Consider the following 12,977-nt stretch of genomic DNA (forward strand, 5'->3'; position numbering starts at 1 on the left):
GGGCTCAGGCTCCGCTGCGGTGCCACTCGGCGGCGACAGCCTCGGCGACCGCGGTGGCCACGCGACGGTCCAGCGGGCTGGGCACCACGTAGTCCGGACGCAGGTCGTCCCCCACGACGTCGGCGATGGCGCCGGCGGCGGCCACCTTCATCTCCTCGGTGATGCTGGTCGCGCCGGCGTCGATCGCCCCGCGGAAGACACCCGGGAACGCGAGCACGTTGTTGATCTGGTTGGGCAGGTCGCTGCGCCCGGTGGCCACGACGGCGGCGTAGCGGGCGGCCATCTCCGGGTCGACCTCCGGGATCGGGTTGGCCAGCGAGAAGACGATGCAGTCGTCGGCCATCGAGGCGATCGCCGCTTCGGGCACCGAGCCGCCGGACAGGCCGAGGTAGACGTCGGCACCCGCCAGCGCGTCGGCCATCGTGCCCGCGTGGCCCGACCGGTTGGTGTTGTCGACCAGCCACTGCTTGGCCGAGGTGAGGTCGCCACGTCCGGCGTGCAGGACGCCGCGGGAGTCGGCGACCGACAGCTCGCCGATGCCCGCCTCCAGCAGGATCTTGGCGCAGGCCACCCCGGCGGCGCCGGCGCCGGAGACGACCACCCGCAGGTCGCCGAGCGTGCGTCCGGTGATCCGGGCGGCGTTGCGCAGCGCAGCCAGCACGACGATCGCCGTCCCGTGCTGGTCGTCGTGCATGACCGGGATGTCCAGCCGCTCGCGGAGCCGGTCCTCGATCTCGAAGCACCGCGGAGCGCTGATGTCCTCGAGGTTGATGCCACCGAACGACGGCGCCATGGCCACGACGGTGTCCACGATCTCGTCGACGTCCGTCGTCGCCAGCACGATCGGCACCGCGTTGAGGCCGGCGAACTCGGAGAACAGGCAGGCCTTGCCCTCCATGACCGGCAGGGCGGCCGCCGGGCCGATGTCGCCGAGCCCCAGGACCGCCGTGCCGTCGGAGACGACGGCGACCACCCGCGAGGCCCAGGTGAACCGCCGGGCCAGCCAGGGCTCGGCGGCGATGGCGCTGGAGACGCGGGCGACGCCGGGCGTGTAGGTCAGTGCGAGGTCGGCGATCGACTCGATCGACCGGGTGGGCACGACCGAGAGCTTCCCGCCCTCGTGGACGCCGAACGCGGGGTCGTCGGCGAAGCGGTCGGCCCCGTCGTGGTCCTCGGAACCCGGATTGCCGCTCATGGGTGCCAGAGCGTAACCGGGGCCCGGATGCCTTCTCTCGCTACGGTGCCCCCGTGGAGATGCGCGAACTGGCCGTGCCCGACAGCTACGTCGTCGACCTCGTGCCGCACGGTGACCCCAGGGGGCGTTTCACCGAGTGGTACCGGGCGGACGTGATGTCCCAGGCAGTGGGACACCCGCTGACGCTGGCCCAGGCCAACCACAGCGTGTCCGCGCGCGGGGTGCTCCGGGGCGTGCACTTCGCCCTCGTCCCGCCCGGGCAGGCCAAGTACGTCTACTGCCCCGCCGGCCGGGTGCTCGACGTCGTCGTCGACGTGCGGGTCGGCTCGCCCACGTTCGGGGTGCACGACACCGTCGTCCTCGACAGCGACGAGCCGCGTGCCGTCTACCTCGCCGAGGGGCTGGGGCACGCCTTCCTCTCCCTCGCCGACGGCAGCTCGGTCACCTACCTGGTCTCCAGCGGGTACGACCCGACGCGCGAGTTCGGCGTCCACCCCATGGACACCGACCTGGCGCTGCCCTGGCCCGACGACGTCGAGTTCGAGCTCTCCGGCCGGGACCGGGTCGCGCCCACGCTGGCCGAGGCCCGTGACCAGGGCCTGCTGCCGACCTACGCGGAGAGCACCGCCCGGTACGCCGAGCTGCGCGGCTGACCGGTCAGAGCCCCGGGTCGGCGGGCAGCCGCCCCGGGCGCGGCCACAGGCGGCCCACGACCCGTCCCACGACGACCGCCGGTCCGTAGGCGCGGCTGTCGTCGGTGACGAACGGGTTGTCCCCCTGCACCCAGTGACCGCCGTCGACGGCGCGGTGCACCCGCTTCACCACGAGCAGGTCCGGCCGCACGGGGAACCTGGCCAGGACGACCTCTCCCGGGCGTACCGCGTCCGTGTCGCGGACCCGCCGGACCAGCAGGCGGTCGCCCGACGCGACCGTCGGCGACATCGAGGGCCCACGCACCCGGGCCACCGCCCACGGCCCGTCCAGCGGGGGTACGCCCTGTTCACCCGCCCTGTCACCAGTCCTCACCGCGAGTAGGGTCGCAGAGGAACCCACCCACGACATCGGGAGGAACCCCCATGCGTCTCATCCGCATGTTCTCCGCCGTGGAGGCCACCGCTCACTGCGACCTCCCCTGCGGCGTCTACGACCCGGCACAGGCCCGCATCGAGGCCGAGTCCGTCAAGGCCATCCAGGAGAAGTACCAGGGCAGCGACGACGAGGTCTTCAAGATGCGCGCCGTCCTCATCAAGGAGGCGCGGGCGGACCTGGTCAAGCACCACCTGTGGGTGCTCTGGACCGACTACTTCAAGCCCCCGCACTTCGAGAAGTACCCGCAGCTGCACGAGCTGTTCAACAAGGCCACCAAGCAGGCCGGTGCCGCGGGCGGCAAGGGCAGCATGGACCCCGCCGAGGGCCAGAAGCTGCTCGACTACATCGCCGAGATCGACAAGATCTTCTGGGAGACCAAGGCCGCGGCCTGATCCCCCGGCACCACGTAGGACCCGACGGCCCGGCGAGCCCCTGGACTCGCCGGGCCGTCGCGTCTGCGGCGCCCGCCCCCACCGTGGTGAACAGCACGTTTCCCACTCGGCGGCTCGCGGGCACGCAGGGATGACGCCCAGCGCCTAGGGTCGTCCGGATGCCGACGTCAGGAGATCATGTGCTCGACGTCGGCCTGCTGCTCCACAAGGTCGAGGCCGCCCCGCCGATCGACGCCGTCCAGGCGGTGGCCGCCACCCTCGGCGAGATGATCGACGCTCGCGCGGCCAGCCTGCTGATCACCGACTTCACCGGACGCGCCGTCGTCCGGCTCACCTCCGAGGACCGCGTCGACGGAGCACGCAGCCACGGCATCGAGCAGGCCGAGACCGTGCCGCTGCCGGGAACCCTGTACGAGCGGGTGCTCCGCACCCAGACCGCGGCCGTCGAGCGGCTGGACGACGGCGGGGCCCGGATGACCGTCCCGGTCACCGACCGCGGTGATGCCATCGGCCTGCTCGAGCTTGACCTGCCCCGGTACCCGACGGCGGACGAGGTGGCCGACGTCGTGAGCGCCGCGCACGCCCTCGCCTACGTGGTCATCTCCGCGCGCCGGCACACGGACGTCTTCGAGTGGGGGCAGCGCTCCACGCCGTTCGCCCTCGCCGCTGAGATCCAGCGCCGCCTGCTGCCTGCCTCGTACACCTGCGAGGCGGGCCAGTTCACCCTCGCCGGGTGGCTGGAGCCGGCCAGCCAGGTCGGTGGTGACACCTTCGACTACACCCTCGACCGGGGCACCCTGCACGTCTCGATCACCGACGCCGTGGGCCACCAGGTGGCCGCGGCGCTGGTCGCGACCCTCCTGGTCGGCGCGCTGCGCAACGCGCGCCGGAGGGGCATGGACCTCGCCGAGCAGGCGCGGTACGCCAACGACGCCCTGGCCGAGCACGCCGCACCGGGTCAGTTCGTCACCGGCCAGCTCATGCGGGTCGACCTGGCCAGCGGCACGGCGGTCGTCGTCAACGCCGGGCAGACCCTCCCCCTGCGGCTCCGGCACGGTCGTGTCGAGGAGGTGCCGCTGCAGGTCGAGGCGCCCTTCGGAGTGGTGCCGGGCAAGGAGTTCGTCGTCCAGGAGTTCCCGCTCGAGCCGGGCGACCGGATCGTGTTCCTCACCGACGGCATGCTCGAGCGCAACGCCGCCTCGCTCGACGTCGCCGCCGCCCTCGCCGCCAGCGCCGACCTGCACCCCCGGGAGGTGGTCCACGAGCTCGGCGGCGCCGTCCTGCACGCCACCGGGGGCGACCTCCGCGACGACGCGACGATGGTCTGCCTGGACTGGTACGGCGGGCCCGCGCGCGGCCGGACGACCGAGCAGGGCGCCGACCCCGAGCTCGCCTCGGCACCCGCCTGACGCCGCTCGCGCCGACCGGCTCAGGGGCGGGCCGGTACCGTTCAGCCACGATGCGCATCGACCGGGCCGGGTGGCCGTTCCTCGCCGGACCCCTGGTCCCCGCGGCCGTCCTGGCCTGGGTCGGCCGGGTCACCGGACGCCGCGGCCTCCGCCGGGCCGGCTGGCCGTTCCTCGCCCTCTCCGCCTACATGGCGCTGTTCTTCCGGGACCCGGACCGGCGCTGCGACCGGGTGCCGCCCGGGCCCGACGAGGTCCTCTCCCCCGCCGACGGCGTGGTGATGGTCGCCGGGGAGCCGCAGGAGGGTGTCGCGCCCGAGGGTGACTGGCAGCAGGTCAGCGTCTTCCTCTCCGTCGTCGACGTGCACGTCAACCGCTCCCCCTACCGCGGCGAGGTCGTGGAGAGCTCCTACCGCCGCGGCAGCTTCCTGGCCGCCTACCGGAAGGAGTCCGCGCACCGCAACGAGCGCAGGGAGCTGTGGGTGCGCGAGGGTGACCGCACGGTCGTCTTCCGGCAGATCGTCGGCGTCCTCGCGCGACGGATCGTCACCCGCACCGGCGTCGGCCAGCGGCTGGCGACCGGGGAGCGCATGGGACTGATGAAGTTCGGCTCGCGCATGGACGTCTTCGTGCCGCCGGAGTGCACTCTCACCGTGGTCGCCGGACAGCGCGTGCGTGGCGGCGAGACCGTCATCGCCCGCTGGCCGGACGCCGGCTGAGGGCGCCGCAGCCGATGCCTCCCACCCGGCGCACGGCCACCGTCGAGTTCGTGCGCGGCTCCGTGCGCGGCACCCGCCGGCGGGCCCTGGCGACCCTGCCCAGCCTGTTCACCCTCGGCAACATGATGTGCGGCTTCGGCGCGATCCTCGTGTCGATCCGCGGCGACCACACCGTGGCGGCAGCCCTGATCGGGCTGTCGGTGCTCTTCGACATCATCGACGGCGCCGTCGCGCGGCTGGTGGGCGCGGTGACCCCGTTCGGCCTGCAGTTCGACTCCCTCGCCGACCTGATCTCCTTCGGGCTGGCACCGGCGCTGCTCGCCTTCACGCTGTTCTCCGAAGGCCGCGACGAGTGGGATCCGGTCGGGTGGGTGGTGTGCTTCCTGTGGGTGGCGTGCGCGGCCATCCGGCTGGCCCGCTTCAACGTCAGCATCGACCCGACGGCCGACAAGCGGTACTTCATCGGCATGCCGAGCCCCGGCGCCGCCGGGGTGGTGCTGGCCTCGGTCTTCGCGTTCGGCGACCAGATGCAGGGCCGCGACCGGCTGTGGGTGCTGCTCGTCATGGCGGTGCCGGCCGTCCTGATGGTCAGCAACATCCGCTACCGCTCGTTCCGCTCGCTGGTCAGCCCGCGCAGCGGCAAGCCGTACGGTCCCGCCGCCGTCGCCGTCGTGCTCGTCGTCGCGTTCGCGCTGACCCCCGTGGCCACCGGGATCGTCCTGGCCTACGGCTACCTGTTCGCGCCGGTCCTGGTGCCGGCGCTCGCGCCACTGGCGCGCTGGGTGCCCGACCCGGTGAAGGAGGCCCTGTCATGACGGTGCGGCCGATCCGCCCCGGCGACGTCCCGGCGGTGGTGGGTCTGGTGCGCGAGCTCGCCGACTACGAGCGCGCCCTGGACCAGGTCCGGCTCACCGAGGAGCAGCTGACCGCGTGCCTGTTCGGCGACTCGCCGGCGCTGTTCGGCCACGTCGCCGAGCACGACGGGCAGGTCGTGGGGGCGGCGCTGTGGTTCCTGAACTTCTCCACCTGGCGCGGCACCCACGGCATCTACCTCGAGGACCTCTACGTGCAGCCCGGGCACCGCGGCCGCGGGCTGGGCCGGGAGCTCCTCCGCACTCTCGCCGCGCTCTGCGTGGAGCGGGGCTACTCGCGGCTGGAGTGGTCCGTGCTGGACTGGAACACGCCGTCGATCGGCTTCTACCGGGCGGTCGGCGCCGTCCCCATGGACGACTGGACCGTCTTCCGGCTCACCGACGACGCGCTGTCCAGCTTCGCCGCGCCCCAGCACTGAGCGCCCGGCCGCTCAGCGGTCCAGGTATGCCAGCCGCGCCTCGGGCGTCATGAGCAGGTAGAGGACCCCGGCCACCAGCGCCAGGATCGGCAGCCCGATCTCGGGCCGGCCGGCCTGGAACGCCGCGACGAATCCGGACAGGCCCAGGAAGATCTGCACCGCGACCACCGGGCCCCGCGCCCACCCGGCGAGACGCCACAGCCCGGCCGCCCCGGCACCGAGCACGGCCGCGACGAGCCCCGCCAGCACGACCTCGGCGAGCGCGCGGGGAACGCTGTCGGGCTCCCCGGCGAACGTGAGCCACAGGAGCAGCAGCGCCAGGGCGACGAACCCGGCACCCTCGACGGCGACGAGGACGGCGGCACGACGGACCGACGGCGGCGCCTCGGGGCCGGGGACCACCGGGCGGGGTGCCGGAGCGGGGGTGACCGCACCGAAGAGGCGGTCGGCCAGCCGGCGCGGCTGCGGGCTCTGCTCGCTCACGACCGCGAGATTACGCGGGAGGCCGCGGGTACCCGGCCGTTTCGCGGGCCGCACCTCCGCCGCCTGTCCGTCGCCCGCGGTTAGCCTGCAGTCCATGCGCGCGCTCGTGGTGGTCAACCCGGCGGCGACGACCACCACGGCGAACATGCGCAACGTGCTCGTCGGCGCCCTCTCCAACGAGCTCAAGGTGGACGTCGCCGAGACCGCGCACCGGGGCCACGGCCGCGAGCTCGGTGCCCGCGCCGCCGCGGACGGGCTGGACCTCGTGGTCACGCTCGGCGGCGACGGAACCGTGAACGAGGTGGTCAACGGGCTGCTCGAGCACGGCCCGGGCCCGCACCTGCCGATGCTCGCCGTCGTGCCCGGCGGATCGACCAACGTCTTCTCCCGCGCCCTCGGCCGGTCCCGCGACCCGGTGGAGGCCACCGCCGAGATCATCACCTCGCTGCGCGCGGGGCGGACCCGGATGGTGTCCCTGGGCGCGGCCAGTGCCACCGGGACCAGCACGGCGCCGCTCGACGAGGCCGACCCTGGAACCGCGGCCCGCGACGCCGCGGCCGATGCCGCCGCGCACGAGCCGGACTGGACGCCGCTGCGCTGGTTCGTCTTCGCCGCCGGCATGGGGTTCGACGCCGACGTCATCGCCCGCGTGGAGGCGCACCGGGCCCGTGGCCGGCGCTCCACCGGGGGGCTCTACGTCCGGGAGGCGACGAGCGCCTTCCTGCTGGGCCGCGAGCGGCGCCGGCCCGCGATGACGCTGCTCGCGCCCGGGGAGGCGCCCGTCGAGGACCTGTTCCTCTGCCTGGTCTCCAACGTCAGCCCGTGGACCTACCTGGGCGCGCGACCGGTCAACCCCTCACCCGAGGCCTCGTTCGACACCGGCCTCGACGTCTTCGCCATGGGCCGGATGAACGCCGTGGGCATGCTGCGCGCGCTGCGGCAGACGCTGTCCGAGCGGCCGCAGCCGCGCGGTCGCGGCCTGCACCGCCGCCACGACCTGACCGAGCTCACGCTGACCGCAGACCGCCCTCAGGGGTGGCAGGTGGACGGGGACCATCTCGGCACCGCGACCGCGCTGCGGATCCGGTCCGTCCCGCACGCCCTGCGCGTCATCGCCTGACACGTCCGCGGCGGAACCTCAAGGCCCCACGCGGGGCAGTCGCCCTGCCGAGTGGCAGGCCTAGCACGGCCGTGGTGAGGTTGCTCACGCGGGGGTCGGCGCAAGGCTGGTTTCGCTTGACAGTCGGCGCACCCGTGGAAGCATCTCGAAGGAACGCAACCTGCCGGTAACAAAGCAGGCAGTCGCTGCCGTCAAGGCGCTGGGTACCCCGGTGTCGGCCCGGCGGTGGCGGTCCGGCCGCAGGCCGGGCCGGAGCACAGCGACTGACATTGCGACCGTAGACGACACCGAGGAGTACACCGCCATGGACTGGCGCCACCGCGCGCTCTGCCGGGACGAGGATCCCGAGCTGTTCTTCCCGATCGGGACAGCCGGCCCGGCGATCGTCCAGATCGAGCAGGCCAAGGCCGTGTGCCGGCGGTGCCCGGTCACGGAGTCGTGCCTGGACTGGGCACTCCGGTCGGGCCAGGACTCCGGCGTCTGGGGCGGGCTCTCCGAGGACGAGCGGCGTGCCCTCAAGCGGCGCCAGGCCCGCACTCGGGTCCGCACCGCCTGAGCACCGCGCTACCCGAGTACACAGCACCACCGGCCGCCCTGCGGCCAGAACGATCGCCACGAGGCCGGTCCGGGACGTCCCGGGCCGGCCTCGGCGCATCCGGGGCGGATCGGGTCGGCCGCCGGCCTCAGCGGCGCGGCAGTCCGGCCCTGGGCAGGGTCAGCACGGCCTCCGTGCCCCGCTCCCCCGGCGGCACCCGCATGGCCAGACTGCCGCCGAGCTCGCTGACCACGAGCGTCCGCACGATCTGCAGTCCGAGTCCCTCGGCGGCGACGGGGTCGAAGCCCTCCGGCAATCCGCAGCCGTCGTCGCGCACCCGGACCACCAGGTCGTCCCCCGCCCTGTCGGCGAGCAGTTCGATGACGCCGGGCTCCCCTTCCGGGAACGCGTGCTCGGCGGCGTTGTGCAGCAACTCGGTGACCGCCAGCACCAGCGGCGTCGCCGCGGCCGCCGGCAGCTCCCCGAACGAGCCCGTGCGCCGCGTCCGGGCCGCCGGGCCCACCGACGTGAGGTCGCCCAGCATCGGCAGTACCTGGTCGATGACCTGGTCGACGTCCACGACGTCCTCCCGGCTGCCGGCGAGCGTCTCGTGCACGACCGCGATGGACGCCACCCGGCGCACCGACTCCTCCAGGGCCGCCCGCGCCGCAGGTTCGGACATGCGGCGTGCCTGCAGCCGGAGCAGTGCCGCCACCGTCTGCAGGTTGTTCTTCACGCGGTGGTGGATCTCGCGGATCGTCGCGTCCTTGGTGAGCAGGGCACGGTCGCGGCGGCGGACGTCGGTCACGTCGCGCACGAGGACCAGGGCCCCCGCCTCGGCGCCGGGGGGCCGCAGGGGCAGCGCCCGCACGAGCATCGTGGCCGACGACGCCTCGACGTCCATCGGATCGGGGAAGCGACCGGCGACGGCAGCCGCGATGCCGGCCGCGACCGCCTCGCCGGCCACCCGGTCGGTCGCGGCGGCCCGGGTCACCTCGCCCAGGTCCCGTCCGACGACGTCGCCGGCGACGCCCACCCGGCGGTAGGCCGACAGCGCGTTGGGGCTCGCGTAGACCGCGCGTCCCTGCCCGTCCAGGCGCAGCAGCCCGTCGCCCACCCGCGGGCTCATCTCGGCGTCCTGGACCTTCTCGGGTGGGAAGGTGCCCGCGGAGACCATGAGGCACAGGTCGGCGGCGATGTCGAGGTAGGTCAGCTCGAGCGTCGACGGCGACCGGGTGACCGCCAGGTTGGTGTCCTTGGCCAGGACGGCGACGACGACCCCGTCGTGCCGCACGGGGATGACCTCGCGCCGCCGCGGGATCCCTCCGGACCAGTCGGGCTCTCCCTCCGTGACCGGCCGGCCCTCCCGGTAGGCCACCTGGAACGGCTCGCCGGCCGCGCCCGCCGCCTCGATCCCCACGAGGTCCTCGGGGCGGCTGGTCGGCGCGGTCAGCGGCCGCACCTGGGCGACGCACCACCAGTCGCCGGTGGGCAGCGGCACCCAGAGCGTCAGGTCGGCGAAGGCGAGGTCGGCCAGCAGCTGCCAGTCGGCGACCAGCCGGCGGGAGTGGTCGATCTGCGCCGGGCTGGAGGCCGATCCACGGGTGAGGCGTTCGGAGAGGCTGCTCATGGTGCGGCCGAGCCTAGAAGGAACCCGTCCTCCCCAGCCCTCGTTCGGGCCGGGGCCCGGACCGGGGCGCATAAGCTCGAGGCGTGGTCGACGTCCCCTCCGTGTCTGCTGTCCGCATCGCGACCGCGGCACCCGAGGACCACCCCCGCATCGCCGAGCTGACCGTCTCGGTCTACGTCGACGGCGGCCTGGCCGACCAGGAGTACGCCGTGGAGCTGGCCGACGTGCCCGGTCGGGCCGAGCGGGCCGAGCTGCTCGTCGTCCGCGACGGGACCGACCGGCTCGTGGGCAGCGTGGCCCTGGTGCTCGACGGTGACTTCGGCGAGGTGACCGAGTCCGAGGAGGAAGCCGCTGTCCGCATGCTGGTCGTCGATCCCACCGCACAGGGGCGGGGTATCGGCGAACTGCTCATGACCGAGTGCCTGCGGCGTGCGCGAGCGGCCGGCAAGCGGCGGATGGTGCTCTCCACCAGCACGGCGATGACCTCGGCTCACCGGCTCTACGAGCGGCTGGGTTTCAGCCGGCTGCCCGAGCGCGACTGGACGCCGGCGCCCGGCGTCGACCTGATCGTCTACGCCCTCGACCTCTGACCGCTCAGCGGTCCAGCCAGGCGAATCCCAGGCCGTACCCGCCGCCGCTGCGGAGAACGGTCGAGCACATCCAGTCCTGCACGGTGACCGCACGGCGGGTGCCGGTCCGGTCCTCGACGACGGCCGTGTAGGTGGGCTCGGGGGTGCCCTCGCAGTCGACCATGCCGCCCGGGATCGCGTGCAGCCCGATGCGCACCCGCTCGGCCTCCCCGGGAGTCAGCTCCCGGACGGCGGGCTCGTCCGCCTCGGCCCCGAACGGCCAGGTGCAGAGGATCCCGCGCTCCGCGGTCAGGGGCATGACCATCGGGGCGTGTTCGCCGAGGAGGTAGCCGGTGTCGAGGGAGGCCGACGGACCGTCGACGTCGACGCTGCCCGGCTCACCCGGATCGTCCGGGCAGACGAGCGGTGCCTCCCTCGGGGAGTCCTCGAACCCGTCGGCGTACTGGCGCCCGAACGCGGTCATCACCAGGCCGTAGACCCCGAGGCCGTCGGGACCGCCGACCCCCGCGCCGCCTGCCAGGCGCCCGGTGCACTCCGGATCGGTGGAACCGGCGATCGTCACGACCTCGCCGTCGGCGTACCCGATCTGGACCTCGTAGGTGCGCCCCCCGACAGCTCACTGCAGGGCCACCCCGCGGGAGGGGACTCGACCCCCCGCTCCTCGAGGCCGGCGAGCAGGTCCAGGTGCGTGGTCAGCGCGTCCGACGGCACCTCGGCGGGCAGCGTGTGCCGTTCGGGTCCGGGGCAGAACCTCGCCCACACCGGCGTCCCGTCGACGCTGTTCCGGGTCGCTGCGGCGGTGTCGACGCAGGCCTCCGGAGCCGCGAGCGCCTCCTCGTCCGCCCCTTCGGCAGCGGCGCACGCCGTCAGCGCCAGGCTCGCGAGCACCAGCGGGACGACGGCGAACCGCAGCCGTCCGGTCGTGCGCCCGTGCCCCAGCTCGGTCCTGCTCCGCTCGAACGTCACGTCCCGCTCCCGTCAGCCGTCGTCACCCGGTAAGACGCATCGGGCACGCCGGGACGCTGCACCCGCCCTCGGGGGTGGCGAGGCGGAAGCGGTCAGCCGGTCGCGACGGTGGCGATGAGGTCGCCCTCCTGGAGGACCTCCCCCTCGACGACGTGCAGCTCCTGGACGGTGCCGGAGAGCTCGGTGAGGACGGGGATCTCCATCTTCATCGACTCGAGGATCACCAGGGTGTCACCGGCCGCGACCTGCGCTCCCGGGGTCACGAGGACCTTCCAGACGCTGGAGACCATCTCGGCATGGATCTCCTCGACCGCCACCGGGCCTCCTTCTCGCCTGGGCCCCGCCGACCGTGCTCAGCGGGCCGACTCCATCCAAGCACGGCCCGCGACTCGGACGGCCGTCTCAGGCGCCCGGCACGGCGTGGCCGGCGGCAAGACGTCCCAGCACAGCGCACACGTCCGGCCCGTCGTGCGGCACCCCGGCGTCCGGCAGGTCCGACAGCGTCCGGCTCGCGGCGCGGGCGGCGGTGGCCGTGTCGGCCGCGGCTGCGCTGACCGTCGCGAGGAGGGCGTCGTACCAGCCGTCGAGGCGGTCACCGGGCTCGTAGCCGCCCACGGAGACGAGGTCCACGCCGGGCTCGGGTTCGGTGGCCGGGCGCCCGGTGCCGGGCAGGCGACCGGTGACCCGCCCCGCCTGGCCGGGTGGCAGGGTCGCGCGCAGTTGCACGGCGACGGCGGCCCGCGGGGGTTCCGAACCGGGGGTGGACCGCCCGCCGCCGGGGTGGGCGGCGCTGAGCAGGGCGAGCTCGACGGCGTCGACCCCGTGGGCCCGCTCCAGGACGGCGACGTCCAGGGAGAACCCGGCGGCCACCTCGGCCAGCTCCCCGTCGGGTGCGACCCCCACCGTCACCAGGCCGCGCCAGCCGACCTCGGCCAGCCGGTGGGCGGCGGCCGGCACCGGCGCGTGCTCGTCGGTGGTCCACGAGACCCGGGCGATCCCGGCGGCGCGGTCACGGGACACCGGCGTCGGGAACACGAGCCCCTCGGCGGTCACCCAGGCCAGGAGCCCGCGCTCGCTGGCCGGCTCCACGCCGTCGCCCCCGAGCCGCTCGAGCACGTCCGGATCGGGACCCACCCACAGCAGCCCGGCGTCCCGCACGGCGGCGGCCAGCCGGGCGTTCCCGGCGAGCGCCGGGGGAACCGGCAGGACCGCGGCGACGCCGCTGCGGCGGGCGGCCTCGACGATGCGGTCGACGGCCAGGTAGGACTCCGCGGCCGGCGCCGGGCCCAGGAGCACCGCCTCGTCGGCCATGCGCACGTGCCGTGCGGCGCGCTCGGGCTCGGAGTGCACCGCGACGGACTTGATGCCCAGGCGGGCGCAGGCGGCGATGACGCCGCAGGCCGCCGGTCCGCGCCCGGCCACCAGGACGCTCTCCATGCCGAGGTCTGCCACGGCCCCTCCCCTGCTGCCCCGCCCGGCGGATGGTTCCCGCCGCCCCGTGAGAGGCTGGAGCCGTCAGCTTGGCGGCTCCGGCCTCGTCGCGCACCCTACGTGCGCCGCG

Annotated in this window: 17 protein-coding genes; 9 read left to right on the top strand and 8 right to left on the bottom strand. The window is 74.4% G+C overall.

Going from position 1 to position 12,977, the window contains the following annotated elements:
• Positions 1-4 precede the first annotated feature (4 nt).
• Positions 5-1,195 carry an NAD(P)-dependent malic enzyme gene (locus BN344_RS09510; protein WP_040338334.1) on the bottom strand — a complete coding sequence of 397 codons (1,191 nt, stop codon included), beginning with the start codon at positions 1,193-1,195 and terminating at the stop codon, positions 5-7.
• 59 nt (positions 1,196-1,254) lie between these two features.
• On the opposite strand from BN344_RS09510, the gene BN344_RS09515 reads away from it, so the two are divergent.
• Positions 1,255-1,848 carry a dTDP-4-dehydrorhamnose 3,5-epimerase family protein gene (locus tag BN344_RS09515; protein WP_231486835.1) on the top strand — a complete coding sequence of 198 codons (594 nt, stop codon included), beginning with the start codon at positions 1,255-1,257 and terminating at the stop codon, positions 1,846-1,848.
• A 4-nt stretch (positions 1,849-1,852) separates the two neighbouring features.
• Here the strand turns inward: BN344_RS09515 and sodX are convergent, their stop codons facing one another.
• Positions 1,853-2,221, bottom strand: a complete 369-nt coding sequence (gene sodX / locus BN344_RS09520) for a nickel-type superoxide dismutase maturation protease (RefSeq protein WP_040338336.1) — start codon at positions 2,219-2,221, stop codon at positions 1,853-1,855.
• Between the two features lie 50 nt (positions 2,222-2,271).
• Between sodX and sodN the strand changes: the two genes are divergently transcribed.
• The 5 genes from sodN (at position 2,272) to BN344_RS09545 (ending at position 6,092) form a co-directional block, all read left to right on the top strand.
• Positions 2,272-2,676 carry a superoxide dismutase, Ni gene (gene sodN / locus BN344_RS09525; RefSeq protein WP_040338337.1) on the top strand — a complete coding sequence of 135 codons (405 nt, stop codon included), beginning with the start codon at positions 2,272-2,274 and terminating at the stop codon, positions 2,674-2,676.
• A 158-nt stretch (positions 2,677-2,834) separates the two neighbouring features.
• On the top strand, positions 2,835-4,085 hold the full coding sequence (locus tag BN344_RS09530; protein ID WP_051515758.1) for a PP2C family protein-serine/threonine phosphatase: 1,251 nt from the start codon (positions 2,835-2,837) through the stop codon (positions 4,083-4,085).
• Positions 4,086-4,135: 50 nt separating this feature from the next.
• Positions 4,136-4,801, top strand: a complete 666-nt coding sequence (locus BN344_RS09535) for a phosphatidylserine decarboxylase (protein WP_040338338.1) — start codon at positions 4,136-4,138, stop codon at positions 4,799-4,801.
• Positions 4,802-4,815: 14 nt separating this feature from the next.
• Positions 4,816-5,616, top strand: coding sequence for a CDP-diacylglycerol--serine O-phosphatidyltransferase (gene pssA / locus BN344_RS09540; RefSeq protein ID WP_040338339.1), 801 nt, complete (start codon positions 4,816-4,818; stop codon positions 5,614-5,616).
• The gene (locus BN344_RS09545; RefSeq protein WP_040338340.1) at positions 5,613-6,092 is read left to right on the top strand and encodes a GNAT family N-acetyltransferase; all 480 of its coding nucleotides are present in this window, start codon (positions 5,613-5,615) and stop codon (positions 6,090-6,092) included. The genes pssA and BN344_RS09545 overlap by 4 nt, the downstream gene beginning before the upstream one ends.
• Positions 6,093-6,104: 12 nt before the next feature.
• On the opposite strand, the gene BN344_RS09550 is transcribed toward BN344_RS09545, so the two are convergent.
• Complete coding sequence (locus BN344_RS09550; RefSeq protein ID WP_040338341.1) at positions 6,105-6,575, bottom strand: hypothetical protein; 471 nt, start codon at positions 6,573-6,575, stop codon at positions 6,105-6,107.
• A 94-nt stretch (positions 6,576-6,669) separates the two neighbouring features.
• On the opposite strand from BN344_RS09550, the gene BN344_RS09555 reads away from it, so the two are divergent.
• A complete protein-coding gene (locus BN344_RS09555; protein ID WP_040338342.1) occupies positions 6,670-7,695 on the top strand; it encodes a diacylglycerol/lipid kinase family protein in 1,026 nt (341 codons plus the stop codon).
• A gap of 304 nt (positions 7,696-7,999) precedes the next feature.
• Positions 8,000-8,251, top strand: coding sequence for a WhiB family transcriptional regulator (locus BN344_RS09560; RefSeq protein WP_040338343.1), 252 nt, complete (start codon positions 8,000-8,002; stop codon positions 8,249-8,251).
• 127 nt (positions 8,252-8,378) lie between these two features.
• On the opposite strand, the gene BN344_RS09565 is transcribed toward BN344_RS09560, so the two are convergent.
• Complete coding sequence (locus tag BN344_RS09565; protein WP_040338344.1) at positions 8,379-9,860, bottom strand: sensor histidine kinase; 1,482 nt, start codon at positions 9,858-9,860, stop codon at positions 8,379-8,381.
• Positions 9,861-9,943: 83 nt separating this feature from the next.
• On the opposite strand from BN344_RS09565, the gene BN344_RS09570 reads away from it, so the two are divergent.
• The gene (locus BN344_RS09570; RefSeq protein ID WP_197022296.1) at positions 9,944-10,450 is read left to right on the top strand and encodes a GNAT family N-acetyltransferase; all 507 of its coding nucleotides are present in this window, start codon (positions 9,944-9,946) and stop codon (positions 10,448-10,450) included.
• Between the two features lie 4 nt (positions 10,451-10,454).
• Here the strand turns inward: BN344_RS09570 and BN344_RS09575 are convergent, their stop codons facing one another.
• The 4 genes from BN344_RS09575 to BN344_RS09590 form a co-directional block, all read right to left on the bottom strand.
• Positions 10,455-11,012, bottom strand: a complete 558-nt coding sequence (locus BN344_RS09575; protein ID WP_040338345.1) for a hypothetical protein — start codon at positions 11,010-11,012, stop codon at positions 10,455-10,457.
• On the bottom strand, positions 11,009-11,416 hold the full coding sequence (locus BN344_RS09580; RefSeq protein ID WP_040338346.1) for a hypothetical protein: 408 nt from the start codon (positions 11,414-11,416) through the stop codon (positions 11,009-11,011). The genes BN344_RS09575 and BN344_RS09580 overlap by 4 nt, the downstream gene beginning before the upstream one ends.
• A gap of 92 nt (positions 11,417-11,508) precedes the next feature.
• The gene (locus BN344_RS09585; protein WP_081788518.1) at positions 11,509-11,733 is read right to left on the bottom strand and encodes a biotin/lipoyl-binding carrier protein; all 225 of its coding nucleotides are present in this window, start codon (positions 11,731-11,733) and stop codon (positions 11,509-11,511) included.
• A gap of 85 nt (positions 11,734-11,818) precedes the next feature.
• Positions 11,819-12,868 carry a biotin carboxylase N-terminal domain-containing protein gene (locus BN344_RS09590; protein ID WP_155858827.1) on the bottom strand — a complete coding sequence of 350 codons (1,050 nt, stop codon included), beginning with the start codon at positions 12,866-12,868 and terminating at the stop codon, positions 11,819-11,821.
• Between the last annotated feature and the right edge of the window lie 109 nt (positions 12,869-12,977).

The organism is Candidatus Blastococcus massiliensis AP3, assembly GCF_000582785.1.
GTDB lineage: Bacteria > Actinomycetota > Actinomycetes > Mycobacteriales > Geodermatophilaceae > Blastococcus > Blastococcus massiliensis.